Origin of the sequence: Cryobacterium sp. Hh7, assembly GCF_004403155.1 — a bacterium.
GTDB classification, from domain to species: Bacteria; Actinomycetota; Actinomycetes; order Actinomycetales; family Microbacteriaceae; genus Cryobacterium; species Cryobacterium levicorallinum.
Genome location: NZ_SOHG01000019.1, coordinates 41,154 through 66,895 on the forward strand (window position 1 = coordinate 41,154; position 25,742 = coordinate 66,895).

The window sequence follows — 25,742 nt, forward strand, 5'->3', positions numbered from 1 at the left end:
GGGGTTAGTCCTGTGTGCCGTCTTCGACGGCGACACCGTCGATGTCGTCGCTCGTGTTCTCGGTGTCGGTTTCGGTTTCGGTACCAGACTCGGTGCCGGACTCGTCCGCGGTTTCGCCGTCGTTGGTGCCGTCTTCGACCTCGTCCTGAACGTTATCCGTGTCGACCGTCGTGACGCCCGGTTCCACGTGCGAGGTGGACGATGAGGGGCTGGCGGGAGTGGACTGGGCGCCGGCGGTGAGGGTGATGCCGCCGACGAGGGCCAGGGCCAGAGCGACTGCTGCGCCACCGGCGATTTTCGTCTTCTTCTGCATGGTGTGTGCCTTTCGTGAGTGAGCTCCGCGACTGCGGGGCCATACTTCCAAGCTAGAGAGGGGCACGTGAGATGAGCGTGAGAGCCAGAGCTACTGAGTCACTTTAGGGGCGGAGGGGAAGATTCACTGTCACGGTGGTGCCGAAACCGACCTGCGAGGTGAGCGTGATGCGGCCGTCCTGCGCCTGGACGATCTGCTGCACCAGGCTGAGGCCGATGCCGTGCCCGGGCTGTGATCGCGCCCGGTCCGATCGCCAGAACCGGTCGAAGGCGTGTTTCAGGTCGTTGTTGTCCATGCCGATGCCGGTGTCCCGCACGGTGACGGTGCAGGTGCTGTCGTGGACGGCAGTGCTGACGGTGATGACGCCCGTCGGCGGGGTGAATTTCAACGCGTTGTCGATGACGTTCGCGATCGCTCGAGCGAGCAGGGCCGGGGAGCCCAGAACGGCCGCGGCCCGCCCCGGGTGAACGTCCAGCCGGGCGGCATCCACTGGGCTACTGGCGCGCGCGTCAATGTCGAGGCGGACAAGGTCATTCAGGTCGACGAGTTCGTACGTTTTCTTCAACTCGGCTCCCGCGCCGCGCGATAGCAGCAGGAGGTCATTGGTGAGCTGGGTGAGGCCGCCGACGGCGTCGAGCGCGGTCTGCATCGCCCGCTCATACTCGGCCGGGGTGCGGATGCTGAGCAGGGCGAGTTCGAGTTCGCCCTGAATGACACTGAGCGGGCTGCGCATCTCGTGGGAGGCGCCATCCACGAAGCGTTGCTGCAGCTCGTAGCTTTTCTGCAACGGTGCCAGGGCGGCGCGGGCCATGAGAAAACTCGCGATCGGGATCAGCACCAACAAGACGGCGTAGAGCACGAGCAGGCCGGTGCGGAGGTTGGCGAAGCCCTGCTCGGCCGCGTTGAGGGCGCCGGCACCGTCCGATTCAGCGGCGTCGAAATCGAAGGTTCCGGTGACGAAGATGTAGATGCCAACCGCGAACGCGGCGAACAGCACCAGCTGCACGATCGTGTACGTGACGGTGAGTCGAACCAGCGCGCGGCGAAACATCAGCTGTCCGCTTGGATCAGGTAGCCGGCGCCGCGCCGGGTCTCGATGATGTCCGTTTCGCCGGGCAGGGTGAGTTTCTGCCGCAGGTAGCGGATGTAGGTTTGCACGACGTTGCTGAATCCCTCATAGTTGCTGTCCCACGCATGGTCGATCAGCTCGGTGGCGCTGATGATCGTGCCGGCGTTGCTCATCAAGTATTCCAGCACGGCGAATTCCTTCGCCGTCAACACAATCGTGCGACCGGCCCGGACCGCGGTGCGGGTGGCGGGGTCGAGGGAGATTCCTTGCGCCTGCAGCACGGGTGCGTGCGCCCGCGGAGAACGCCGAAGGAGCGCCCGCACGCGGGCCAACAGCTCGACCAGGTGGAACGGTTTGACGATGTAGTCGTCGGCGCCGGCATCGAGCCCTTCAACCTTGGTACGCATCGAATCCAGCGCGGTCAGCATCAGCACGGGCACGTCGCTATTGATCAAGCGGATGCGTCGGCACACGTCCATCCCTCCGCCCGGCAGTCCCGGGAGCATCAAATCCAGTACGACCAGATCGTAGGTGTCAATTTCGAAGGCCTGGACGCCGTCGGGCGCGGTGTGGGCGACATCGACGGCGTAGCCGGATTCGGTGAGGGTACGACGGATGACGTCCGCGATGCGGACGTCATCCTCGACGACGAGTATCTTCATACGCTGCCCGGCCCGACCGATTGCGGACGTGGCGGGCAGCGGGTGATGGTCATAGCCTCGACCCTAGACCGTGGCCGATGAGACCAGGATGAGAAGCCCGAAACCTCACGGCGATCACTGCGGCATGCACTGCCGCGTTCCGCTGATCCTCACACCCGAGCATTCTGGCGGCGTGAGACGAGGGCTCGGATGACGACGGGAACCACGGAGAGCACAACGATGCCGATCAGCACGAGATCGATGTAGCGTGCGGCGAAGTCGGCGACGCCCGGGATGTGTGCCAGCCCGAAGCCCAGGAGCACCACCGCGGTCGTCCAGAGCACGGCGCCGATGATGTTGAACAGTGTGAACACCCGCCGGCGCATTTTGCCGACGCCGGCCGCGACGGGGGCAAAAGTGCGCACGACCGGTACGAAGCGGGCGATGGTGACGGCCGCCGGGCCGAACCGATCGAAGAACCCCTGCGTTCGGATGACGCTCTTTCGGCTGAACAGGCCGGAGTCGCGCCGGTCGAAAATACGTCGGCCCGTCGTGCGCCCGATGAGGTAGCCGAGCTGGTCGCCCAGCACCGCCGATAGGGCAATGGCCGGGATCACGATCCAGAGCGGCTGGCTGATCACCCCGCCGAGGACGAGCACGCCGGTGAAGAACAGCAGGGTATCGCCGGGCAGGAAGAACCCGACGAGCAGGCCCGTCTCCACGAACACGATCGCGCAGACGACCACGAGACCCCAGACGCCGGCGCCGGCGATCACAGATTGTGGATCCAGAAAACCGGACGTGGGTAGTGCGGTGGCGATCATGGTGTTCATGCTGCAGGGACTTTCTCTGAGTTTTCTGAAGGCGATCCGGGCATCCGCTGCTGCGCGAGGTGTTTAGGCGGTGGCCGTGAGCTGGGCGCCTTCCGGCTGGGCGTCTGCGGTGCGGGCGCGGCGGGTGAGCACGATCACGAGGATGAGGATCACGGCCAGGAACAGCACACTCGTTCCCGTGGTCCCCAGCCCCAGGCCGCCATCAGCGACAGGCTGAGACAGCAGATCGCCGGTGGATGCGCCCAGCGGGCGGGTCAGGATGTAGGCGATCCAGAAGGCGAGCACAGCGTTCAAGTGGAAGACGAAGTACGCTACAGCGACCAGCGCGATGGCGGCGGCGAAGACGAGCAGCGCGACGAAGAAGCCCAGGTTGAGTCCTTCGGCGACGAGGTCGCCCGCCGCAGTCCCGAGGGCGAACGTGAACAACACGGCCAGCCAGTAGAACGACTCCCGCCGAGTCGTGAAGATGGAGTGGATGGACAGGGTCTTCTCCGAGATGGCCCAGACGGTGAAGGTCGCGGCCAGTGCGATGGCGAAGACGACCGTCGTCACCCACAGGGGAACGCCGAGGCTGTCGGTGAGGTTATCGGTGATCAGAGTTCCCACAACGCTGATGAGCACCACGGCCAGCCAGTAAACCGCCGGGGTGTATTTCTGCAATCTGAATTGCACGATCAGCGCGGCGACCAGCAGGACCGCCATAATGATCGACGTGATCGTCAGTCCCAGGTTGAGGTCGACGTTGAGGTCGACGTTGAGGAAGTCCGCGGCGGTCTCCCCCACTGTGGTCGCGAGTACCTTGATCACCCAGAAGATGAGGGTGACCTCGGGCACCTTGGTGAGGATGTTCCGGACGGGCGAAACGGTCGTGGAGCGGGTCGAGGTCGTGGACATGTGTTCCTCCTGGGATGGGGTCGGTAACACCAGCGAACACGGTGGTGTCTAAGACTTCTCACAGAAGAAGGCAATCATCGAAATCGATTTTTCTTACCAGCTGAGCGGCGACCTGCTCGACGGAGCAGGATCAGGATGCGGCTGGCTTCGCGCGCGGGAGGGTGAGGCTGATCGCTGTGCCTGCGGCGCCGCTGTCGACGACGTGCACGGCTCCTCCGTAGCGCACCGCAATTTCCCGCACCAGGGACAGGCCGATACCAAACCCCGTTCGGGCGTCCCCGCCACCGTCCACGGCCGCGCCGGAGTGCGCGAATCGATCAAAGATGCGGGCGGGGTCGATGCCTTGAATGCCGGGGCCGCGATCGCGCACGGTGACCACCACCGTCTTCTTAGTCACGGCCACGCCCACCGCGACGATCGACCCGCTGGGGGCGAAGCGCACAGCGTTATCCAACAGCGCGACCGCGCATCGGGTGATGCTGGAGGCGGGCACGCGCACCGGCGCGGGCTGGGCCGCATCCATTTCAATGGTGATGTTTTTGTCGACGGCGATCAGTGCCATCGATTGCACGGCGGCATCGACGGCAGCGACCAGGTCGACGACGACGGTGTCGTGCACGGCCGCGCCGCCGACTTCAGCAGATTCGAGCAAGTCGTTGACGATGTGGATGAGGTCCTTCGCATCGCTGCGGAGCTCCGCAACGACCGAGGACGACGGGTCATCGGCGGGGAGGGTGCGCTGCAGAATTTGCAGGCGGGCATCAAGCACCGCAAGCGGGGTTCGGAGTTCATGGCTGGCGTCAGCGACAAACGCCCGTTGGATGCGCAGCACATCACCGAGCGGTTGCACGGCCCGGCGGGTGACCAGAAAGCTCAACACCCCGGCCAGAATGATCAATGCCACGCCCAACACTCCCGCGGCCCGCAGCAGGTTGACTGCGCTGACCTGCAGGTTGTCGGTGTCGGGCACCCGTTCGAACAGCTCACCGGGCGAGATCTCGGACAGGATGTAAACGAAGACGGCCACGATGACCACCGCGACAACCGCAGCGCACGCGATCGCGATGCGGGTCCCGACGAGTCGGGAGGCCCGACGGATGGCGAGGGTGTCGCTGTCAACGATGCGGGTTCTGCTTCGGATCATGGCTGTCCCAGGCGGTAACCCTCACCGCGCACGGTGAGGACGATGTCGGTTTCGGTCTTGCGCCGCAGATAATGCACGTAGGTGTCCACCGTCCCGGCGGTGTCCGCGGCGCTGAACACGGTCTGCAGGATCTGCTGGCGGGAGAACGTGCGTTGTGGGGCATCCGCTAACAATTTGAGCAGTTCGTTCTCCTTCACCGTCAGCAGGATGCGCCCGTCATACGGGGAATAGATCGTTCGACTGTCGGGGTAGTACTCCCAGGCGCCCACCAGCACCGTGCGGCCCTCCCCGGTGAAGACCCGACGGATGGCCCGGAGCCGGGCGAAGAGCTCATCGAATTCGAACGGTTTGACCAGGTAATCGTTGGCGCCGATGTCCAGCCCGGCCACCTTGTCCCCCGTCGTTCCCAGCGCAGTGAGGAGCAGGATGGGAGTAGTCACCAGTTTGCGGCGGAGCGCTTCAACCACTCCGAGGCCGTCCAGCGTTGGCAGGCGCCGGTCGATCACCATCACCTCGAACTCGCCGCCGAGACCGGCCGCAAGTCCCTCCGCGCCGTCGGCGACCAGGGTGACATCGTAGTTTTCCGTGAGCACGTCGCGGATCATCGGGCCGAGCTTGGCATCATCTTCGATCAACAACAGCCGGGGGCGAGCTGTGCTCTCATTGGGCATTCCAGACTCCTCCGTGCACGGGTCCAGCGTGGAGGCCGGATCGACGTTCGCTCCAGTGTGCCAGTAGTAGCACCGAGGCGGCGTTCACCAGCGCCACGGCAGCAAGCGAGTACACGATCGACGCCACCACATCCGACGGGTAATGCACCCCCAAATAGACCCGGGACGCAGCCGTGGCGAGCACCACCACCGCGGCCGTTCCAATCACAAACGGATGCCATCGGTGACCGGCCGTGACGAGGACGACCCCGAGCAGGAAGCAGGCGGCGAAGCTGGTGTGTCCGCTCGGAAAGCTGAGACCACCCGGTTCAAGCAGCAGGATGTGCGGCAGCGACGGTATGTCAGGTCGCGCCCGCTGCACCAGGAGTTTGATCACGTCGGCGCCCAGCGTGGGAATCATCACCACCAGCACGAAGCGGATCGCCGCGCCGGGTCGCCGGGTCAACAGCAGCACCGACCCGGCTGCCAACAAGACCAGTACCACGCCCACTGCGGGGCTGAACAGCCAGTCAACGCCGAGGGCCACCGCGTCCAGAGGCGCGCTGTGGTCAGCGTTTACCTGCCGGAGAACATTCATCTCCCCGTCCGTCCACCCCGCCGACCCGGTTAGTACGAACCCAGTGGCTATGACAGTGAGAATGACTCGAGCCGCGGGAAGAGCGGTCCGAACGAAGCTGTGGAGTGGTCGGGTTTCTGAGCTCATCCCCCCAGACTCACCCGTCACGTCACAGAACCGTCTAAGAATTGTGTCTGCCGGGACGGGCTCTCACTGACGATTCAGTCCCGCTCCGCAGGAGTTGGTTCCTTCAACACCTACCCGGAGCAGTTCACCGAACGACGCGATGAACACAAGCAGTGCACCTCCCGGCAAACTGGCCTTGGAAACCGGGTGGACAGCCGCATTCGCAGCGGCCTGCGGGCCGTGGAGGCTGCGGTTGTCGAATAGCTCACGCGGTCTCGGCTCCGAGCTGCAGCCTGGTCATCACAGCTTCGACGCGGGCGCGTGCCGGAGCGTCCAACCCTCGAATGGGGCGCGGCAGACAGTCCGGGGCCACCAAGCCCAGTTGTTCTGCGATCGCGGCAACCACCCGGTAGCTCCCGCCGAGCTCGGCGAAGAGGGCCCACAGCGGCTCGAGCCGCGCGGACAGTTGCTCGGCTTCGCTGGTATCGCCGTGTTGTGCAGCCCGTGTGATCGCGAGGGCGAGTTCGGGGAGTGTTCCGCCGATCACGGAGTACCAGGCGTCGCATCCGGCGTTCAACCCGGTCGCTGCCGAGGCATCACCAGAGACCCCCACTGTCACGTGTGCGGGCACCGCATCCCGGATTGCTTGCACCCGGGCGGCGGCACGGGCTGGCACTCCGGGGACTCCCGGGATCTTGATCGAGGCCACCTGCGGGAGTCGGGCGATGCTGGCGTACAGGTCGTCGGTGAAGGTGACGTGGGTGGTGCCGGGGTTGTCGTAGACGACCAACGGCACAGACAGGTTCGAGGTCACGTCCTCGAACAACCCGAAGACGTCATCGTCCGTGAGCGGCTGGTAGCTGACCGGTGCCAGCAGCACGGCGCGTGCGCCGGCTTCCTGCGCGTCTTCCGCCAGAGCGAGGACGTGCGACGTGCGGAGCGCACCAATGCCGACGATAACTGGCACCGTCTCGGCGTGCTGGACGGCGCACAGTGCCACGCGGCGTCGCTCCTCGCGGTCCAGATACAGGTACGACCCGGTCGAGCCGAGAGCGGTGATCGAGTCGACACCCGCAGCGACCAACTTCCCGATCAGAGCCGCGTAGGCGGTCTCGTCGAATGCGTCGTTGCGGAGCGGCGTCAAGGGGAAGGCGCTCAGACCGGTGAACATGGGCACTCCATTCGGATGGCAGTAGCTGCGGCAGTCCTTCCAGCATAGTGCACTATGATGCACCGTATGGGTGTTGAACGGGATGACTTGGCGGCGGTCATCGGCGCGCGCATTCGAGCGGGCCGGCATGCCCTGAAGTGGACGCTCGATGAGGTGGCGGCGCAGTCCGGGGTCAGCCGTCGGATGATCGTCACGGTCGAAAAAGGCGAGGCCAACCCGAGCGTGGCGACCCTGCTCCTTCTCAGTGATGCGCTCGGAATCGGCCTTCCGACGCTGGTCGCAGCCCGGGACGGTGTTCCAGCGGCACTGACGCGTCGCGGCGACGGCGCCGAACTGTGGTCAAGCCCGAGCGGCGGTAGTGGAATTTTGCTTGCGGGTACCCCATCGCCCGACGTCTTGGAACTGTGGCAGTGGACCCTCGCCCCCGGAGATACCCACGAAAGCACGCCCCATGTTGCAGGCACACGAGAGATCCTGCACGTCGGCCGAGGCGTGGTGAACCTCACCGCCGGCCCCGATGAGGTGAACCTCAGCCCCGGCGATACCTTCGCGTTCGATGGCGACCAAGCGCACGCCTACGCGAACACGTCGAATTCCACTGCGGAGTTCACGCTTGCCGTCTTCGAGCCCGGCGTCGGTACGTCCAGCCCACGCCCCTCCCACCAGACCACCTGACGGCAGGAACACCATGACGACCTATCACGACCTCCTCAGCGGGGCCCGCGTCGACGATGAGATCTTCACTCTTCGACCGGACTACCGCGCCTGCCTCCTCACGGTGTCTGGCCTCACCCCGGGGGAAAGCGACGACGCCAGTGACGCTCTGCTGCACGAGGCGGAGACAACAGCCCGGCACCTCCTGGCAGCAGCACCGGTCGAGGAGGTGCCGCACGTTGCGGCGTGGCGGGATGCCTACCGTGGCTTCGGTGCGAAACCACAACGCACGCGGAACAGCCTCGAGGCGCTCCTTCGCCGGGCCGGGGACGGGCTGCCACGGGTGAACCGGCTGACAGACCTCTATAACGCGATCTCTGTCCTGCATCAGGTGCCTCTCGGCGGCGAAGACCTTGACCGTTACGTCGGCGCACCCCGCCTCATCCGTGCCACTGGCGACGAAACTTTCGATACCACTGCCGGCGGCGCCGACGTCACCGAGCACCCCGACTCCGGTGAGGTCGTCTGGTGCGATGACGCCGGCGTCACCTGCCGACGGTGGAACTGGCGTCAAGGCCGCCGCACGCAGCTGCGCGACAGCACCACACGTGCCCTGTTCATCTTGGACGCGCTCGCCCCGATGACCGACGAGCAGCTGCACACAGCGACCGAAGACCTCGCCACCCACCTCGCCCGGCTCGGCCCCGACGTCGTCGTCGAATCACGAATCCTCGCGCGCCCCACCCCCACCTGACCTCGCCACTCGCGTTCTACCTCCCGGAACAGGACTGCCATGACGCCTTCACCGGACAAGCACGACGCCTCGACCGTTGGCGACCTCACCTGGGCCGTCCATGGTGGTAACCGCATCGACGCCGGTACGGGCGCGATCCGGAGCCCGTTGGTGATGGCGAACTCCTATTTGCTGCCCGAGGACCCGGCATCGATGAACTGATCAGCGACCGAGCAGCTGGTCTGCGGGCGGAATGGTTCCGCCAACCAGGAGGCCCTTGAAATAAAGATCGCAGCGCTCGAAGGCGGGGAGGTGACGGTAGCGTTCGCGACCGGCGTCGCGGCCCTACACGGGGGTATTCTTCACCCGGCTGCGCGCTGGCGATCACGTGATCGTCTCCGACGTCACCGACGAGGCCGTCTGGCGACTGTTCTCTGAGCTGCTGCCGGAACGGTACGGGATCGAAGCGTCCTTCGTCGACGTCGCCGGCCTCGACGCGGTCCGGGAAGCAATCCGGCAACGCCGCCCTGATCGACCGAATCCGCCATGACGCCTGGGTCGACGTCTGCGGGGTTACGAACCGCGCCCTGAGCAGATTCTGAGAGCTTTCACGCGCATCCTCTGAGCTCCGCCAAGTAGTCCGCCACCGGCCGAGCAACGTGGCCAACTCGTCGAGCGACTCCCCCGTGAGCGTGAACTACTCAGCGACACCCTCGAAGAGCATCGAGAGCTCGTCGAGTTCGACGTCCCAGCCCTCCCGGTTCTGCTCAAGACGTTCGCGACGGTAGCGGGTGCCGCCGGGGAGGGTGTCGAAGCCCGATTCGATCACCGTGACATCCGTCCCGATCCCAGCATCGGCGATGGTGAAGCGCACGTGCGTCGAGTACTCGTCGAGCTGTTCGGAGGGGATGCCCGACCAACGGAAGCCGAACGAGCCGTCGGGCACGACCTCGGTGATTTCGATCGGGAAGCTGCCGTAGTCATCCCAGTCGATGCTGCCAGTGGCACCGGGCTCGAGGGCGGTGAACACCACACCGTCGCCAAACCACTTGACCATCACCTCGGGATCGGTCAGGGCCTTCCAGACGCGCGCGCGCGAAGCCTCGATGTGCACGGTACGGGTCACGGTGTGCCCCTTGATTCTTGCCTGATCAGACACGGTGTTTCCTTCACATTCAAGCCGAGCACGACGGGACAGTGCCCGCCGAGCGGCACGTCAACACGTTCTGCAAACGCACCTCGTCGAGCCTACCCATGATTGCCTATCTACTCACGGCCGGGAGAGCGCCGTGAACGCGGAGGTGTGCTCGGCAATGGATAGCTGCAAACGCCTACGGAACGGCGAGCAGCATCGCCGGCACGCCCCACTTCATCCCGCGCCGCGTGTTAATCGCGTCGATCACGATGGCGGTCGGCATGAACCGGCGCAAGAAAGAATAGGTGCGGGCGGTGGCGGCCAGAATGAGATCGAACATGGCGCGGCCTTTCAGATGCTCGGCAACAAGAACCTGAAAGACAAAGAGTCGTCAAGCCGTCGCAACGAGCGACGGCGCATAAAAGAGGCTGCCTACGATTATTTTAGAACCGGATGTCGGCAGGCGAAAGTATCGCGCACACCATTTCCCAGAGGAGTCTTCCTGCACCGGATCGCGCTCAAACCGTTGCGCCGAACTGTGGGAACCGTCAGGACGAGCCGCTCCATGCGGCCGGAACGATGGTCCAGAGAAGCTCGGTCTGTCCCCCACTGCGGTTGTCCCAAGAGTGGGGTTGGCGCCCCGCGACGGTCATCGTGTCCCCCTCCGATAGTTCAACTTCGCCTCCTACCAGCCGAAGGACGAGGCTCCCGGATAACACGTGTAACACCTCGACATCGCAGTTGATCGTGTATAGCGCGTCTCCCCCTGAGGCTCCGGGGGCGAGGGTCGAGCGGAGTACTTGCACCCGTGACTCGCCCCGTGGGGTGAGCAGCTTTTCGATCGCGCCCTTCCCACCCATGTTGATGAGTGCCGCGTCGGCGAGGGCTATGACCTCGTTATCGGGCGCCTCGAAGAGCGAGCCGAGCTGAAGGGAAAGCACCTGGCACAGTGCCACGAGCGAAGACACGCTGGGCGAGGTCTCGTCTCGCTCCACTCTGCTAATGAAGCCGGTGCTGAGGTTACTTGCCTCGGCTACGTCCGCGATCGTCAAGGCCTGGGCTAGCCGCGTTGCCCGGAGTTTCGCTCCGATCGCGAGCGGTGCGCCCGATGGTGCCGGGTTGAGAGCTCGCACAGTGCCTTGCCTTTCTTAACGCGTTTCGACCTGACGTGGGACTGTTTCCCAGTATCTCGCGATCTCTCACCGCTCCCCGCCATGCGCACGGCCGGTGTCGCCGCGGGCCGGGCTTAGCGCGGTGTCATGGCCGAAAGGATTTCGTAGGCGACATGGGAGGCGGCAACGGCCGTGATCTGCGCATGGTCGTAGGCGGGGGCGACTTCGACGACGTCGGCTCCGACGATCCGCACGGCGCTCAGCGCACGGATGATGGCCAGCAATTCCCTGCTCGTCAGCCCGCCCGCTTCCGGGGTGCCGGTTCCGGGAGCGTGAGCGGGGTCGAGAACGTCGATATCGACGGACACGTATACCGGGCGGTTGCCGAGGCGGGCCAGCATCCGCTTTACGACTCCGGCAACGCCCTCGGTCTCGACTTCGTGGGCGGCAATGACGGCGAAGCCCAGGCGGGCGTCATCGGTGAGGTCCTTGCGGCCATAGAGCGGGCCACGAATACCGATATGCAGGCTGGCTTCGAGGTCGATTAAACCCTCCTCGGATGCGCGGCGAAAGGGCGTGCCGTGGGTCACAGGTGCGCCGAAGTAGGTGTCCCACGTGTCGAGGTGAGCGTCGAAGTGCAGCACCGCGACCGGACCCGTCACCTTGGTGACCGCCCGCAGCAGGGGAAGGGCGATGGTGTGGTCCCCTCCAATCGTCAGCAGTCGTGTTCCGCCAGCGCCGAGACGCGTTGCCTCTGCCTCAATCTGAGCGACTGCCTCGTCGATATTGAAGGGGTTCGCCGCAATGTCTCCGGCGTCGACGACCTGCTGGGCGGAGAAGGGCTCTACATCCTGCACGGGGTTGTAGGGCCGGAGCAGCCGGGAGGCCTCGCGCACGTGGGCCGGGCCGAAGCGGGCTCCCGGGCGATAGCTGACCCCGCTGTCAAACGGCACCCCCACAACGGCTATGTCTGCGTTGGGCACGTCTTCGATGCGGGGAAGTCGGGCGAAGGTGGCGATGCCGGCATAGCGGGGTGAAATGCTGGCGTCGGATGGGCCGATCGGATTGTTCATGGGAGCTTTCTTGGAGGGAATCGGTGGAAGAGTGATCTGCGAGCCGGTGGTGACAGGGAGTGCGGCCTGCCTATGGCGTAAGTTGCAGCGCGACAGCCCGCACGGGCGCTCCATCCGCCGCGTCGAAGGCGATGGGCAGCAGGGAGATGAAGGGCTCATCGAAGTCGACCGACGCAAGATTCGTGAGGTTCTCGCAGATCACGCCGTCAACGTCTGCAATGAGGTGATGCACGGGAAAGCCCTCACCGTGATGGGTGGAGTCCGGTGTCTCATCGATGTTGATCGCGTCGATCCCGAAGGTGCGGATGCCCAGGGCAATGAGTTTGGCACAGGCATCGGCGTCGAGGAATGGATTGTCGAAGTAGGTCGGTGAGCCGCAGTGCGCGCTCCATCCCGTGTGGAGAAGCACGATAGCTCCCGGCAGAAGTTGCGCCTCGACGGGCTTGAAGTACGACCACGTGATGCGACCGCGCGCGCCCGCGGCACGGGCGTCGACGAGTACACCTGTGCCGACGAACCGGTCCAGCGGCAACTCATCGAGTTTCTTGGCCGCATCATCAAAGTGGTACGGAGCGTCAACGTGGGTGCCCGTTTGTGACCCCATGGACACCGAGAGAAGGTTAAAGCCGTCGCGATCGATCGTGCTGTGCGGGTCAAACCGTGGCACAGGATCTCCCGGATAGACCTGGGTGTCTGCGTTCACCAGGAGGGAGAGATCCACGACCTTGTTTGTCTTCATAGTCAAAAACTATTGCACAGGAGACAACATCCCGCTAGTGTCAATCAAAACCTGCCGCCTCCGCCGGCCCCCCTCCACGAGTCAAAGGCAAACCCATGAGTGACAACAATGGCGTCCATCACACCGCGCCCGCCGTCGAGCTAAACGCGCGGCCAAAAATCACCGAGGTTGAAACCCTCGGCGTCGACACCATTCCCGACGCCGACCGTACCTCGACCTGGCTCGACCTCCTCCGCATCCAGTTCGGCGGCGCGAACACGTTTGCCACCGTGCTGCTCGGTACCTTCCCGATCGTCCTTGGCCTATCCTTCTGGCAAGCCGCCCTCGCAACGATCTGCGGAGTGCTCGTCGGCACGTTCTTCCTGATGCCGATGGGACTATTCGGCCCGAAAACAGGCACCAACAACGCGGTGTCATCCGCTGCATTCTTCGGCGTGCGCGGGCGAGTGGTCGGCTCGTTCCTCTCCCTTCTCACCGCCATCGCCTTCTACTCCATCTCAGTGTGGGTCAGTGGCGACGCACTCGTGGGTGCGCTCACCCGGCTTGGAGGCATACCGGACTCAATCGGACTTCGCACCCTGGTCTACGGAGTGATCGGAGTGATCGTCATCGTCGTGGTGGTGTTCGGTTATCAGTTCATGCTGCTGGTGAACAAGACCGCGGTCATCGCCAACACGATTCTCATCCTGCTGGCTATCGTCGCGTTCAACGGTGTGTTTGACAGCTCCTACAATCCCGGACCCGCGGCCTTCGCGCTCGGCTCCTTCTGGCCGACATTCGTCGCCGCCGCGCTCATCGTGGCTTCCAACCCCATCTCGTTCGGGGCGTTCCTCGGAGATTGGTCCCGGTATATCCCCCGCACCACCCCGCCGCGCAAGATCCTCGGCGCAACACTGATCGGCCAGTCCCTCACCCTCATTCCCTTCCTCTTCGGCGTGGCGACCGCAACGATCGTCGCTGGCGAGAGCGACTACGTCGTCGCCCTCATCCAGGCATCGCCCATCTGGTACGCGGTACTCCTCATGGGAGTGGCCTTCATCGGCGGACTGTCGACGGGCACGACCTCCCTCTACGGCACGGGCCTCGACTTCTCTTCGGTCTTTCCTCGGTTCACCCGTGCCCAGGCCACCATCGGTATCGGCATCGTCGCCTTCCTCTTCATCCTGACCGGGCGCATCTTCTTCGACCTGCTCGGCGCCGTGAACGCTTTCGTCGGCGCCATCATCGTCACGACCACCCCGTGGATGGTCATCATGGCCATTGGCTACATCGTGCGCCGAGGCAGCTTTCGCCCGCGCGATCTCCAGGTTTTCAACCGCGGTGAAATCGGCGGCGCTTACTGGTTCAACAACGGAGTCAACTGGCGCGGAATGGTCGCCTGGATAGGAGCCGCTACCCTCGGACTGCTCTTTGCGAACTACCCGCCCATTATCGTTGGACCCTTCATCAATCTGGGCGGCGGCGTCGATCTCAGCCTCGCGATCGCCGTGATCTCGGCGGCCGTTCTCTATCTTGGAGCGCTTTGGATCTTTCCCGAGCCCCGATTCGTGTTTGGTGATCAAGGCGCACGCGGCGTACCAACCAGAGAATCGACTATCCCTGCCATTGAAACCGACCATTCGTCCACCGCCGCCAAGGTCGCAGCACGCCGAGTCGGATCCGCAGCGTGAGCATGTCCGAAGCAGTGACAGCGGATGCGTTGGCCGCAGCCGACCAGATCGTCGAGGACTTCGGTCATCACCACCGCGACGCCTATTTCGCCCGGTTCAGCCCGCAGGCAACCTTCATGTTCCACAACGTCGGGCGGCGCCTGGAGTCGCGGGAAGAGTATGAGCAGCTCTGGTTGGAATGGGAATCAGACGGATTCAAGGTCATCTCATGCACGTCTACGAACCGCCGCATTCAGCTGGTTGGCTCCGTCGCCGTGTTCACCCACGATGTCGAGACAGTCTCCGAGGTGGCGGGCGAACGGTCGACAAGTCAGGAATCTGAGACCATCGTGCTTTCACTCACAGGCGGAACCTGGCTCGGTATCCACGAGCACCTGTCCATGCGCACCAACAACGCCGCCGACTAACTCCCCCGACGGCGATCGCGGTCGCTCTAAGAAACTCAAGATGATTCGAGCGTCTTCTGCGCCAGCGCAAACAATAGGCAGCTTTCCGGGATAAACGTTGAATAAACGTTGACAGCATCGGGTGTCATGCATCTGTGCGGGCTGGAAATTCCTGATCACGGGAATTCCAATCGCGGTGGTGAGACTTGAACCCAGAACTAATGGAAATACTCCGAATGTGACACGTTCGCCAGTGAAGACAAGACCTGATCAGGTGTCGTTTTGACGACGCTCTCGGGACTTGAACCCGGGACCGACGGTTTGCGCCGGGACTACTTGGTCGGATACTCGGGCCGGATTCAGACCTCGACTTTTCTCGATCTGACCTGGAGCTTCTTGCGTGAGACGTTTTCACCATTATCTCAATACCACGGTCCGTTTCGGTGGGTCTCGGGGCGATAATCGGTGAATAAACATGTGTGCGTCAAGTCTTCACGTGCGGGCGCTGCTACCCGTGGGGCGTCCGCTGAGGAGGTTCTTGGTGAACCGCATAATGTTGTCCTGGAGCTCGGCATAAGCCTGCGTGGCCGGAGTTTCTGAACGGGCAAAGGATTCCACGGTCTCCAGCACCGACGTGATGATTAGCCGGGGAGCGCGCACCTTCCACGCCTCGCCTTCGGCGACGAGGTCATCGAGTGTGATGGCGGCATGGCTGTATTTTCGGTTGATGGCCAGAGCCATTTTGCCGTCGCTATCGAGGTGCGTTTGCGGAACGACATCGTAGGCCGGGGTGATCCTGGTGCCGCCGTCCGAGAGGTGGAGCATGCTGATGTTCTTGGCGTGCATATCGAGGTTGCCGACGGCCTGCGAGACGGTCAGGAGCCGGAGGATCTGCTCGACGGAGGAGCGGTCGCCGTCGCGACCGAGAACATCCGCTATGCGCTTGAGGGAGACCTTGCCACCGAACTCTTGATACTTCTCGTTCTTTGATGCGCCGAGAGCTTGGTTCATGTCTTCCTGGTGAATGCGTCCCTGCGGCGCGTCGGGTGATCGGTCATAGCGCTCGATGACCAGACCGGGGACTCCGCTGAAGTCTTCGATCCAGGTGTGGAGCATGGTGAGGCAGGCCGCTTTGGCGGCTCGGAAGCCGTATTCTTCGTCGAAGGTGATGGTCGGGTAGCGCACGGACGATGGCTTGATGATATGGGTCGACGGGTACCCCTCGAGGACTTGAAACCAGTGGTCATCCTGTCGTTCGAGCACGATCTTGTCTTGGACGCCGGCCAGGGACGTGCGGCCAGATCTCGGACGGTTCCCGAGAGGTACGGCCTGCGTATTGATGAGCATCCGTCCGACCTCGTCCGCATCAACGCTGGCCCGTGCTGGCGTGCGCGGCTCCCCCTGCGCCTCGGGATCGTAAATCTGAATGGCCCCGGCGACGTCTCGGCCGAATTGGGCCAACAGCGCAATGGTGTCGTCGGTGGAGGCTCGGATCTCGGCGGCGAGGTTGTCCAGAGCGGCGCCCTCGGGCAGAAGTTCGGCGAAGAAGTTGCGTCGACGAGCCGCCCTGCTGCGGCTACTGATGAGATCGAACGGCACTCATGCCGAGAGGATCGTGCTGCCGAGCCCAAAGGTCTCGATGGCATTCTTCGCCGTCACGAAATCAAACGCGCGACGGTCCGCACCGACCAGATGCCCGACCAGCTCGCCGTATAGCTCGACGCGCAAGTCACCCACGGGGCTCATCCACAACGTCGTCTTGGGGCCCGTCGGTGCCTGGATCGACCTCCATATACATGCGAATACCGGTCTCCCGCATGATCGCAAAGATACGCTCGAGCACGATGGTGTTCTTTCCGGACTCCAAACCCCAGATGTACTTCTGGTCGGTCTCCAACCTGTTCGCGAGATCACGCTGCGTCAGACCGCTGACGAGACGGCCCTGCTGCAGCATTCGACCGAGACCCTCGGGGCCCTTCACTTCTCCACGTGCAGCCATGACACACTCCTTGCGACGGTCTTATTACCTTCAGCCTAGCTGATGGCAATATCACCGTCAAGTAGTACGAAGGCTTTATTACCGTCGTAGAGACGAATACTGAACTGGCCCCCCTTGCGGAGCGCACGACCAGGCGGTTGGTGACTGCATGATCTCTGAAAATTTGCGAGGGAGTGGCCTTCCGACCGGATGAGTGGGGATGCATCGGCGTCGGCATGATGGCGTGACGTACCGCGGCTCGGGCAACCACCTATCCAATCAGCGAGGTCACGTCTCGCCGGCTGGTGTCGTCATATGTCAGATATATTCCGTCGTCAACGTGCACAATCCAGGCCCGCAAGCGGGACCTCCGACGTCGCACTTTCAGGCAAATTATTGAGCCGCGGTTGGCTCGCTCGATATCACAGGGGAATCATTCAACTCGCCCGCGGCGACACCGGGACGGCGGATGCGTTCGGGTCGAGATTCGGATCCCAGGGCCGGGGCATCCCGATCGGGTTTGGAAACGGAAAAACCGTTTGGCACACTCTCGCGATGGGCGCGAGCGTGCGGGCGATACGTGCGATCTCAGCGTCGTTCAATCCGCGCCACGGACCGACCGCCAGCTGGTTGGTCATGTTCTCGGCGCGCTCCACTGCCACCCTGCCATTCTCGCTGATCTCGCCCTGGCCGGTCAGCAGCCCACGAGTCATGAGCTCTTCGACTTCGACAGCCCACTCTTGCTCTGTCCAGCCACGCGCCTTCCGCACACTCGTCGCGTCGATATCCACCGCGCTGCGCAACACGATAGTACTGATGCCCGCGATCCCGCCCTCCACCAGTGCCATTACATGACCGTCACCGCGATGCTCGCGAAGCGTGGCCGCGGCCTGCCAGAGCCGGCGATACGGATCCGCCTCGACCGTCAGCGCGCTGTTCGCCGCCGCGAGAGGTCGACCTATGGTGTCGACACGAGCCGCTATCTCGGCGAGTACGTCAGCCGCTTCGGCGACAGATCGTTCGTCGGGCACGAGATTTCGCAACGTCGTTGCTGCACCCCGCGACCGCGCGTCGAGGACCCGGTCTACGGTCACCGTCGACCACACAGCCGGCAGTACCCGCTCGACCAAGAACGGAGCGAACCCACTGAAAATCGCCACCACCGGAGCAGCCGTCACCGCCCCGAGCGGGGCGGCACGACCGGCGAAGTATCCGTCCCAGTAACGGGTGAGTCCGATATCCGCGAACGCCTCCCTCGCCTCCGGGGAGAAATACGTCACCGCGTGGATCGGCTCAAACAACGTCCACAGTGCCCGAACGTGATGCTCCAGCTCGCTCATTCGTCTCCCTTGTCGCCGCATCTTCCCGAGTCTATTGCGCGCCGCAACACCGACCTCGAAGCGTCGTCCACCTCTGGCCCGTCGCGGACGTAGCCGTCCAGGACAGGCGGGAAAGGCGCGTGCGTGCAAACAGTTGATTTTCATTCGAATCGAAGACGAAACAGGCCCGACAGAATCCGCAGCGTGTATCGCACTACCGCCATCGAGCAGACGCTTTACAATCTCGTCGCCTACCGCGCCACCGCGGACCGGGCGCCCCGTTTACCAAAGGACACATCGTCGTCACCGAAGGCTAAGTGCGCATCTTCCAGGTCGAACGCGACGGCGAAGCCATCCAACGCGAAGAGTTCGTCGCCAAGAAGGTCGACCACGACCTCGCGCGCACCAACTATCAGGTCGACCGAGCCCATCGCGCGCTTCCGGGCAGCGAACAGGATGCTGCGTCGACGCAGACCGCAATAGTGCACTAGACGGAAGCGGCTCACGCCGGGGTGGTGAAACAGCGATGGCAGACTGAATCCTCCCCAGCGCCCACGACGCCGAGGCCGAATGGATCGAGGTCATCCCAGATGACTCGAACCGGGTCGTGCGCCTTCTCTATGGGAACCCCAGAAGGACGGAAATTTGGAATCAACAATGGATAAACAATGGGTGAGTCAAGTCTTGCCCTTTCGGTACAGACAAGAAACCCTGATCAGATCAATTTTACAGTAGGGCGGCCGGAATGCAACGGAGGTCCCCCCTTTTCAACCCTTTAAGCCACAAGCGCCATGGCCGGGTACAGCTAGCCTGCTAGCGCGGGCTAGTCTTCGAGCAGGGTGTTGAGCACGTCGGGGCGGTTCGTGATCACGCCGTCGACGCCCAGGTCGATGGCCCGCACCATGTCTGCTTCGGTGTTAACCGTCCACACGAGCACGTCCATGCCGAGGCGGTGAACCTCAGCCACGTAGGCTGCGTCAATCGACGAGTGGAACGGGTTGACCTGGTCGGCCCAGGTGGCGAGTTCCGGCAACTGATCGATGCTCGGTGTGCCGAGGAGGCCCACCGGTACGGTCGGTTCGAGCTCGGTGAAGGTTTTCATGGAGTCGAAGTTGAACGACTGCACCACGAGCTTGTCCTGGCCCACGGCGGACTGCACGTAGCCGCGGGACTCGCGCAGCGCGGCGGATACCTCGGCTTCGATACCCGTGTACAGCTCCGGTGCCTTGATTTCGAGCAGCATGCCGGAGCCGCTCTTCCGAATGACCTCGATCGCCTCGGCAAAGGTCGGTAGCTTTTCGCCGGTGAACTGGGCGCCCTTCCACGAGCCGGCGTCGAGGGTTTGCATCTCGGCGGCGGTGAAGGCGATCACGTTCCACGGTGCCCGGTCGGGGAAGAGGTCTTCCACGTTTGTGGTTCGGGCCAGGTTCGTGTCGTGAATGACCACGAGTTCCCCGTCGGCGGAGCGTTGAACGTCGATCTCGATCAAGTCGGCGCCCTGGTCCGTTCCGGCGCGGAAGGCAGCGAGGGTGTTTTCCGGAGTAGATTCGCTCGCGCCGCGATGCGCGGCGTTGATGACGTCGTCGGATTCGCTCGCGAAGGCGCTGGGTGCAGCGGCGACGGACAGCCCGGCGACCAGGGCAACGGCGACGGCCGCGGCGACGCCAGTGCGACGGTGCCGAAACGATTCGACCGGAACGGTGAGGGTGGGCGTGCTCATGGGATCTCCTTGCGTTGGAAGCGTTGAACTCTTTCAGGCTGCAACGCGCATGTGTCGCGCAGGTGTCCTGCCGGTGGATCAGAGGTGGAGCGTGCCTGTCGGGGAAGACTTCTCCGCGTCGCTGCGGCGGCAGGAGAACTTCTTGTGCCCGAAGAAGCTCAGCAGGGTCCTGTGGGTCAGCCCCCACCAAATGGCGTTTCCTGATGATAAACCGCCCAATGCAGCCACCGCGCAGAGGCCCGTACATCCTGAGAAGATTTCTCCACCACTGAACGCATCCACACCGCAATCGGACCGAGGTGTTCTGTCGCGCATCGCTAAAGGGAGGTGTCAATCCGGTTTGCAAGTACCATTGATCTGACTTCGTGAGTCGTATGCCCCTGCCGCGTGATCCACCTTTCGGCGATCGAGGGATTTGATGCCTCTGCCTCGTATGCGAATGTCATCATCACGGTGCCCGAGCCTGACGAGTTGCATGAGGCATCCGCTGGGCTCCGCGCACACTACGGGAAAATTCCGCTGAAGGTATCCCCCGCATCCTGCCGATCCGGCGAAAAGCAGGGACAGCCACGGGGTTCTCCGTCGTCGACGTTGGGGGCAACTGGCTCCGGTTCTACCGAACGGGTACAACAGAGAATGAACCGGCGGCCGACCGGGTCGGTCTCAGGCGAGTGATCGACGTGGCCGCTCAGCAGGGCGACGCACGCGGCGATGAACGTCAGGCGATTTCCGTCCTCGACGCTGGCCTCACCCGCCACCCGGATGCGCCAGCGATCGAACGCTTTGACGCGCTCCTCTACCGCGCAGAGCTGTGCATGCGGATAGATCAAGATGGCGCGGCCGACCTGGCCCAGGCGGCGGACCTTCTCCGCGATCATGCTTTGGGCGCGGAAGCCGAGCAGTAATTGGCTCGACTTCGGGAATCGCCCGACTGACCGCCGGGTGCGCCCGGCTGGCCCTGGGGCGTGTCTCCCAATGCCCTTACGCAAATGATTATTGCCCGGAGGACGACTCCGGCGCGGTAGGTCAGCCGCTCTCCGCCGAGGCGTGTTACCCGCGGGCTCCCGAGCACCTCGGGGAACATGGGCGAGTCGCCGCCCTGACGTGGGCCCAGGAGAAGAGCCAGCGGGCGCGGGTTCGCCTGTGCGGATCAGCCGGCTGGTCGCAGCAGGCGCGGAGACTGCCGGATCGGCCAGAAAGTGCTTCGGCGCGAGGGAAGCTCATGACCGGCCCATCAGGGCGTATCCCTAACGGTGTCAGGTTCCGTCGTCTCACTTTATGCTTGGGACTCAAAAAGCCAGAGACCGGGAGCGAAAGCTCCCGACCCCTGGCCGGTTTCGGTGAGGCGGTTTTAGTTGTCGGCCTTGACTTCGCCGTCGACGTTCAGGTCGGTGTCGGCGTCGGCGCCCTCGGCTGAGGCAGTGGCGTCAGCCGTTCCCTCAGCGGAAGCCTTCGCGTCGAGGCTTGATTGGATCTGTTCGGTGACCTTCTGGATCTCCGGTCCGTAGCTGCCCTCGAGCGCGGAAGCCAGGAGGGCCTCGGCCGCAGCGGCCTGCTCGGCCGCGGGGAGTGCCTGCTGCTCAGCGAGGTCGGCGGTGAGCGCTTCGGGAAGCTGGGCGAGTAGGGCCGGGTTCTCGGAGATCGTGGTGGCAATCTTCTCGGCCGCACTCGCGGCATCCGTTCCCTGCTCGGCGTCAACGGCCAACAGGCCACGCAAGGCTGCAGCGAGCGGATGTGCCGGGTCCTTCTGGATCTCCTCGGCCAGCTTCTGGATGTCCACGCCGTAGCCGCCCTCGAGCGCGGTGATCTCGATCTTGTCGGCAGCGGCCGACTGCGCGGCGGTCGCGGCGCTCTGGTCGGCGGTCGCGGCGTTCAGCGCGGTCAGGTCGGCCTGCAGGTTCGCCGGGAGGCTCTCGAAGAGGTCCGGATGGCTCGCGAGCGTGTCAGAGACCTGCTTCGTGGTCTCTGCATTGCTGGCACCCTGGAGGTCGGCGCGCAGCTCCTTGGTCAGCGAGGCGAGCCCGTCGTGGCCCGCGTGGGAGCTCGTGCTCGACGTGTTGTCCGCGGTCAGCGGGGTGGCGTTCGCTCCCGCGACGCCGAGACCGAGAAGTGAGCCGACAGTCATCACGGTGACCGCGCCGACGGCGATGCGCTTTCGGGCTGGCGAGCCGAAAGCCGTGGAGGTGTTGTTCGAAGTCATAGGTGGATCCTTTCGATTACTTGCGGTAGTCCGACGAATGCCGGACCAGCCACTTGGGCACGGCCCGAGCCTAGGTTTCGGCCGTGCCGCGAAACTTCGTGGAGCCTGACCGGTGAGGGAATCAGGCGTTCCCGGCACGTGATTCGGTGCGACGATATCGCTCTGATCAGCAGAATAGATGCTGAATCAGAAGTTTCTATCCGTAGGATAAGAGTCTTCCCCGAGACCGCTGGGCGCCCGGACGGTCGGTCGTGGCCCGGCGACGCCGTGGCATTTCGGGCCAGCCCCAACTTGGGAAACCCTTGAGAAACGGGAGCATGACTGATCTTGCTCCCCCTTCTCAAGGGTGCTCAAAGGACGGGCAATAATCATTTCGGTACAGGCATTAGGAGACACGCCCTAGTCTTCGACGACGGCGAGCCCTCCGCAGGTCAGGGTGGCGAGAGCGTTTCGCATCGACTGCACCTGAACTGGCGAGTGCCCAATCCAATCCACCCGGTCTAGGCATACAAGACGTCTTATAGCTCCCCATTTTCGTCGACACGGATCCCCGAATCTTGGGGCACGGCGATTCTCATAACTACGTCTCATAAGTGTCCGGGTTGAATGATGGTACTGACCGTTAGTTCTAAAACACATCAGGAGCAGATTGACGAGCTGAAAAGCTACGCCCGAATTTCAGTGCCCCAGCAATCCACGCACGGGCACAAAGTTGACGTCTGTACCGCGGGTGTCCGGCGTTCGACACGGTGGCTCGGATGACGTCGGGGCAATAGCTGCGCACCTTGTATTGATTGAGGAGACCTAGTCATGGAACGAGAAGCGCGCTTAATGCTCGCCGGACTACCCGTCCCCGCGCCGTGTGCGCCTCCCTTCTCCTCCGGGCTTCCCTCCCTCCCCTACGCGACGCTTCAGCCGTCTGAATTGATAAGCGGATGACCACCCAGCAACCGCAGACTGGCCTCGGCGACGAGCTGACCAACCTCGGTATCGGACTCCTGATCGGTGCGGCAGTGCTGGCCCTGCTCCTTCGCGGCTCGGGTGCTATTGCTGCATGGGCGACAGGCAACGAGCAACCCGCTGGCGGGCCGGAGACTGGGCTCGCCGTTCTCCTCGACCCGGGCAACCCGGCCGCGGGGCTTCGGGCACCGGGTTTGAACGCCGTCGCATATTGGGCGACGACTATCTTGATGGTGGGGCTGGCATCCGCTCTGGCATTTAGGTTGTGGCGCATGTTCAGACGCGTCACAACGAAGGTCGACCCGTACCGTATTGCCGGGATCGCGACCCGTGCAGAGGTCGCACGGGCCGCGTCGCATTCGGCCATCATGAAACGCGCTGAGCATCTTCGGCCGTCGCTCGCGAAAGCCGGTCCGAGAGATGTTGGGTACCGGGTCGGGCGATCACGAGGTACCGCAGTGTGGGCGAGCATCGAGGACTCGATCCTGGTGATCGGACCGCCGCGCTCCGGCAAGGGCGCTCACATCGTGATCAACGCCATCCTCGACGCCCCCGGCCCGGTCGTGACGACCTCCACACGCCCAGACAATCTCACGACCACGCTGCGCGCACGGCAGCGGCTGGGCCCCGTGGCGGTGTTCGACCCGCAGCAGTTGGCGGCGGGGGTGCCGGTCGGGCTCCGGTGGTCACCCATACGCGGCTGCGAGGATCCGCGCGGCCGGTCTCGCTGCCGGAACTGGTCTGGCCGCCGGCGGCGTCGACGGCGGCGGATTCTGGGAGGCCAAGACCCGCACGGCCTTGCAGTCGATGTTGCACGCGGCAGCGCTCGACCACTGCTCGCCAGCTGACCTCTTTCGCTGGACACTCGACCCGACGGCCGCCCACGACGCCGTCTCCATCTTGCTGGCGTCCGCGGCAGCGGCCACAGGCTGGGCGACTCCCTCCGTGCAACATTGGAAGCCGACCCGCGCACGCGCGACTCGATCTGGCAGGGAGTCTCCCTATCGCTGGGTGCCCTGGCTGACCCGCGCGTGTTGGATGCCGTCTCACCGCCGGAGGGCGAGGAGTTCGCCCCCAAGGGGTTCCTGCGCAGCAATGGCACTCTCTACCTATTGGCGACCGGCGCGGGCTCGAACAACTCGGCCGCTCTGGTGTCGGCTTTTGTCGAGGACCTCGTCGAGACAGCCCGCCGCATCGCGGCCCGCAGTGCGGGTGCGCGACTAGACCCGCCCCTGTTGCTCGCCCTCGACGAGATCGGCAACGTCGCGCCACTCCCCTCGCTTCCTACGCTGATGGCGGAGGGCGGCGGCACCGGAATCACAACCATACCCGTGCTGCAGTCGCTCGCTCAGGCACGCACGAAGTGGAGCGACAACGCTGCCGGCACCATCTGGGACTCATCGATTGTCAAGATCGTGCTCGGCGGTGGATCCAACTCTCGGGACCTGCATGATCTCTCGACCCTGATCGGTGACCGCGACGAGGCGACCGACTCGACCACGATCGGCGACCGCGGGTCCCGCTCCTCGCAACGCTCCATACGTCGAGTGCCGATCATGCCGCCCGACACCATCCGCACCCTCCCCTTCGGCACCGGCCTCATTATGCTCCGCGCAGCCCCGCCGATCATTGCAAGCCTGCAGATGTGGACCGCTCGCCCCGAGGCCAAAGCACTGCGCGCGAATCGCGAGGAAGTTGAGGGGTTGATGCGAAGACCGACTCACGACGAGCCGCCAGAGCAGCCGGTCGCCCATGGGGAGTGACGGCGTTGCCCGCCAGGCAGATAGGTCGGGACCGACCATTCACCGGACATGACAGGAGACGCGTTCCCCTCCACGACTGCTTCCTTGACGTGCAGGGCATTTGGCCCAAAGTGGACCAAGAACTCGGAGCCCTTGGGCTGATCGCGTCCCGTCGGCAAGAGAATGGCCCGCTGCAAGATTTGGAAGGACAGCGGGCTCGGGGTTCAGATCCCGTAGCGGCGCCTGCCTCATAGGTGGATGATGTGCTTCGTGAGCGATAGGGATCCGTGGGAGCACGCGCAGGTGCCAATCAGTGTCCTGGGCTCCGTATTCGCGGGCGTATTTTTCACCCGAGTCGGCGCGGCCATTCTGGTTCAGTGCGATGCCAAACAGCTGAGCAACCAGGACTGCCAGATCGAAATAGAGAAGGCCGCTCTAACAGCACCGGCGTGGACTATAGGGGTGTTCTTGGCTCTCCTCTGCGGCGCCGCCATCTATTTGTTCTTCGACGTTGCCCATTCACATACCGAACGAAGCCGCAGGCGTGATGAGATCCAGCGGGAGAAACTCCTCGCTTCGCTGAGTTTGCAACAAATGATACAGCCACCTTTTCAGCGCCCGATTGAAGCGAACTCCCTTCACCAACTTGATGGTGATTCCGCCGCGGGAGACGTCGCTGCGAACGAGCCCAAAACTTCGCAACCTGAGCGCACGGCTTGGGATGAGGCGGATAGTTGGACCTGGGATGAAGTAGATAGCGCGCGCGACGATATGAACCACCCTGACCAGTAGAAGCCACGGTGACCACTGCTGTCTCCCGGCTCCCACCACGAATCGGGGTGTTTCAGTCCCACCACTATGGGCAGCAGCAACGCGACTTTTCTCACCGAATGCGAGAACGCT

At 63.8% G+C, this 25,742-nt stretch carries 29 protein-coding genes and 1 pseudogene; 9 read left to right on the forward strand and 21 right to left on the reverse strand.

Annotated features, from left to right (window positions below; translation table 11 throughout):
* Positions 1-4: 4 nt before the first annotated feature.
* The 9 genes from E3T43_RS07855 to E3T43_RS07895 all read right to left on the reverse strand — a co-directional run bounded on the left by E3T43_RS07855 (position 5) and on the right by E3T43_RS07895 (position 7,418).
* Positions 5-313: a hypothetical protein gene (locus E3T43_RS07855; protein WP_134471987.1), complete on the reverse strand. Its 309-nt coding sequence runs from the start codon at positions 311-313 to the stop codon at positions 5-7.
* Between the two features lie 103 nt (positions 314-416).
* Positions 417-1,364 (reverse strand): cell wall metabolism sensor histidine kinase WalK, encoded by a 948-nt coding sequence (locus E3T43_RS07860; protein ID WP_134471988.1) that lies wholly within the window; start codon positions 1,362-1,364, stop codon positions 417-419.
* A complete protein-coding gene (locus E3T43_RS07865) occupies positions 1,364-2,044 on the reverse strand; it encodes a response regulator transcription factor (protein ID WP_134471989.1) in 681 nt (226 codons plus the stop codon). Before E3T43_RS07865 ends, E3T43_RS07860 begins: the two co-directional genes overlap by 1 nt.
* Positions 2,045-2,193: 149 nt before the next feature.
* Positions 2,194-2,856, reverse strand: coding sequence for a DedA family protein (locus E3T43_RS07870; protein WP_241978871.1), 663 nt, complete (start codon positions 2,854-2,856; stop codon positions 2,194-2,196).
* Positions 2,857-2,919: 63 nt separating this feature from the next.
* Positions 2,920-3,750, reverse strand: coding sequence for a hypothetical protein (locus E3T43_RS07875; RefSeq protein ID WP_134471991.1), 831 nt, complete (start codon positions 3,748-3,750; stop codon positions 2,920-2,922).
* 130 nt (positions 3,751-3,880) lie between these two features.
* Positions 3,881-4,894 carry a HAMP domain-containing sensor histidine kinase gene (locus E3T43_RS07880; protein WP_134471992.1) on the reverse strand — a complete coding sequence of 338 codons (1,014 nt, stop codon included), beginning with the start codon at positions 4,892-4,894 and terminating at the stop codon, positions 3,881-3,883.
* Positions 4,891-5,565, reverse strand: a complete 675-nt coding sequence (locus E3T43_RS07885; protein WP_134471993.1) for a response regulator transcription factor — start codon at positions 5,563-5,565, stop codon at positions 4,891-4,893. The genes E3T43_RS07880 and E3T43_RS07885 overlap by 4 nt, the downstream gene beginning before the upstream one ends.
* Positions 5,555-6,142 (reverse strand): phosphatase PAP2 family protein, encoded by a 588-nt coding sequence (locus E3T43_RS07890; RefSeq protein WP_166791267.1) that lies wholly within the window; start codon positions 6,140-6,142, stop codon positions 5,555-5,557. Before E3T43_RS07890 ends, E3T43_RS07885 begins: the two co-directional genes overlap by 11 nt.
* Before the next feature lie 370 nt (positions 6,143-6,512).
* Positions 6,513-7,418, reverse strand: a complete 906-nt coding sequence (locus tag E3T43_RS07895; protein WP_134471995.1) for a dihydrodipicolinate synthase family protein — start codon at positions 7,416-7,418, stop codon at positions 6,513-6,515.
* Between the two features lie 66 nt (positions 7,419-7,484).
* Between E3T43_RS07895 and E3T43_RS07900 the strand changes: the two genes are divergently transcribed.
* From E3T43_RS07900 to E3T43_RS18715, 4 genes are all read left to right on the forward strand, one after another.
* Positions 7,485-8,093, forward strand: a complete 609-nt coding sequence (locus E3T43_RS07900) for a helix-turn-helix domain-containing protein (RefSeq protein ID WP_198414327.1) — start codon at positions 7,485-7,487, stop codon at positions 8,091-8,093.
* Between the two features lie 13 nt (positions 8,094-8,106).
* Positions 8,107-8,826: a B3/4 domain-containing protein gene (locus tag E3T43_RS07905; RefSeq protein WP_134471996.1), complete on the forward strand. Its 720-nt coding sequence runs from the start codon at positions 8,107-8,109 to the stop codon at positions 8,824-8,826.
* Positions 8,827-8,865: 39 nt separating this feature from the next.
* Positions 8,866-9,027 (forward strand): hypothetical protein, encoded by a 162-nt coding sequence (locus E3T43_RS18710; protein WP_166791268.1) that lies wholly within the window; start codon positions 8,866-8,868, stop codon positions 9,025-9,027.
* Between the two features lie 166 nt (positions 9,028-9,193).
* Complete coding sequence (locus tag E3T43_RS18715; RefSeq protein WP_166791269.1) at positions 9,194-9,355, forward strand: hypothetical protein; 162 nt, start codon at positions 9,194-9,196, stop codon at positions 9,353-9,355.
* Positions 9,356-9,502: 147 nt separating this feature from the next.
* Here E3T43_RS18715 and E3T43_RS07915 read toward each other — a convergent pair whose 3' ends face one another.
* The 5 genes from E3T43_RS07915 to E3T43_RS07930 all read right to left on the reverse strand — a co-directional run bounded on the left by E3T43_RS07915 (position 9,503) and on the right by E3T43_RS07930 (position 12,864).
* Entirely contained in the window at positions 9,503-9,964 is a 462-nt protein-coding gene (locus tag E3T43_RS07915; RefSeq protein ID WP_166791270.1) for an SRPBCC domain-containing protein, read from the reverse strand.
* A gap of 172 nt (positions 9,965-10,136) precedes the next feature.
* Positions 10,137-10,280: a hypothetical protein gene (locus E3T43_RS18720; protein WP_166791266.1), complete on the reverse strand. Its 144-nt coding sequence runs from the start codon at positions 10,278-10,280 to the stop codon at positions 10,137-10,139.
* A gap of 208 nt (positions 10,281-10,488) precedes the next feature.
* Positions 10,489-11,073: a helix-turn-helix domain-containing protein gene (locus E3T43_RS07920; protein ID WP_134443878.1), complete on the reverse strand. Its 585-nt coding sequence runs from the start codon at positions 11,071-11,073 to the stop codon at positions 10,489-10,491.
* A 113-nt stretch (positions 11,074-11,186) separates the two neighbouring features.
* A complete protein-coding gene (gene speB, locus E3T43_RS07925) occupies positions 11,187-12,125 on the reverse strand; it encodes an agmatinase (protein ID WP_134471998.1) in 939 nt (312 codons plus the stop codon).
* Between the two features lie 70 nt (positions 12,126-12,195).
* Positions 12,196-12,864 carry a cyclase family protein gene (locus E3T43_RS07930; protein ID WP_134471999.1) on the reverse strand — a complete coding sequence of 223 codons (669 nt, stop codon included), beginning with the start codon at positions 12,862-12,864 and terminating at the stop codon, positions 12,196-12,198.
* Between the two features lie 95 nt (positions 12,865-12,959).
* Between E3T43_RS07930 and E3T43_RS07935 the strand changes: the two genes are divergently transcribed.
* Positions 12,960-14,534, forward strand: coding sequence for a cytosine permease (locus E3T43_RS07935; RefSeq protein ID WP_134472000.1), 1,575 nt, complete (start codon positions 12,960-12,962; stop codon positions 14,532-14,534).
* A 2-nt stretch (positions 14,535-14,536) separates the two neighbouring features.
* The gene (locus tag E3T43_RS07940) at positions 14,537-14,941 is read left to right on the forward strand and encodes a nuclear transport factor 2 family protein (protein WP_134472025.1); all 405 of its coding nucleotides are present in this window, start codon (positions 14,537-14,539) and stop codon (positions 14,939-14,941) included.
* A 471-nt stretch (positions 14,942-15,412) separates the two neighbouring features.
* On the opposite strand, the gene E3T43_RS07945 is transcribed toward E3T43_RS07940, so the two are convergent.
* The 4 genes from E3T43_RS07945 to E3T43_RS07955 form a co-directional block, all read right to left on the reverse strand.
* The gene (locus tag E3T43_RS07945) at positions 15,413-16,519 is read right to left on the reverse strand and encodes a type II toxin-antitoxin system HipA family toxin (protein WP_198414328.1); all 1,107 of its coding nucleotides are present in this window, start codon (positions 16,517-16,519) and stop codon (positions 15,413-15,415) included.
* The gene (locus E3T43_RS19025) at positions 16,520-16,657 is read right to left on the reverse strand and encodes a hypothetical protein (RefSeq protein WP_198414329.1); all 138 of its coding nucleotides are present in this window, start codon (positions 16,655-16,657) and stop codon (positions 16,520-16,522) included.
* A complete protein-coding gene (locus E3T43_RS07950; protein ID WP_134472001.1) occupies positions 16,650-16,919 on the reverse strand; it encodes a helix-turn-helix domain-containing protein in 270 nt (89 codons plus the stop codon). Before E3T43_RS07950 ends, E3T43_RS19025 begins: the two co-directional genes overlap by 8 nt.
* 416 nt (positions 16,920-17,335) lie before the next feature.
* Positions 17,336-18,238, reverse strand: a complete 903-nt coding sequence (locus E3T43_RS07955) for a hypothetical protein (protein WP_134472002.1) — start codon at positions 18,236-18,238, stop codon at positions 17,336-17,338.
* Positions 18,239-18,534: 296 nt separating this feature from the next.
* Between E3T43_RS07955 and E3T43_RS18725 the strand changes: the two genes are divergently transcribed.
* On the forward strand, positions 18,535-18,708 hold the full coding sequence (locus tag E3T43_RS18725; protein ID WP_166791271.1) for a hypothetical protein: 174 nt from the start codon (positions 18,535-18,537) through the stop codon (positions 18,706-18,708).
* Positions 18,709-19,040: 332 nt separating this feature from the next.
* On the opposite strand, the gene E3T43_RS07960 is transcribed toward E3T43_RS18725, so the two are convergent.
* The 3 genes from E3T43_RS07960 to E3T43_RS07970 all read right to left on the reverse strand — a co-directional run bounded on the left by E3T43_RS07960 (position 19,041) and on the right by E3T43_RS07970 (position 22,137).
* Positions 19,041-19,937 carry a glycerophosphodiester phosphodiesterase family protein gene (locus E3T43_RS07960; protein ID WP_134472003.1) on the reverse strand — a complete coding sequence of 299 codons (897 nt, stop codon included), beginning with the start codon at positions 19,935-19,937 and terminating at the stop codon, positions 19,041-19,043.
* A 503-nt stretch (positions 19,938-20,440) separates the two neighbouring features.
* A complete protein-coding gene (locus E3T43_RS07965; protein ID WP_134472004.1) occupies positions 20,441-20,815 on the reverse strand; it encodes a hypothetical protein in 375 nt (124 codons plus the stop codon).
* A gap of 473 nt (positions 20,816-21,288) precedes the next feature.
* Positions 21,289-22,137: a hypothetical protein gene (locus E3T43_RS07970; protein WP_134472005.1), complete on the reverse strand. Its 849-nt coding sequence runs from the start codon at positions 22,135-22,137 to the stop codon at positions 21,289-21,291.
* 935 nt (positions 22,138-23,072) lie between these two features.
* On the opposite strand from E3T43_RS07970, the pseudogene E3T43_RS07975 reads away from it, so the two are divergent.
* A pseudogene (locus E3T43_RS07975) lies at positions 23,073-24,860 on the forward strand (TraM recognition domain-containing protein).
* A gap of 249 nt (positions 24,861-25,109) precedes the next feature.
* A complete protein-coding gene (locus E3T43_RS07980; protein WP_134472006.1) occupies positions 25,110-25,631 on the forward strand; it encodes a hypothetical protein in 522 nt (173 codons plus the stop codon).
* Positions 25,632-25,742 lie beyond the last annotated feature (111 nt).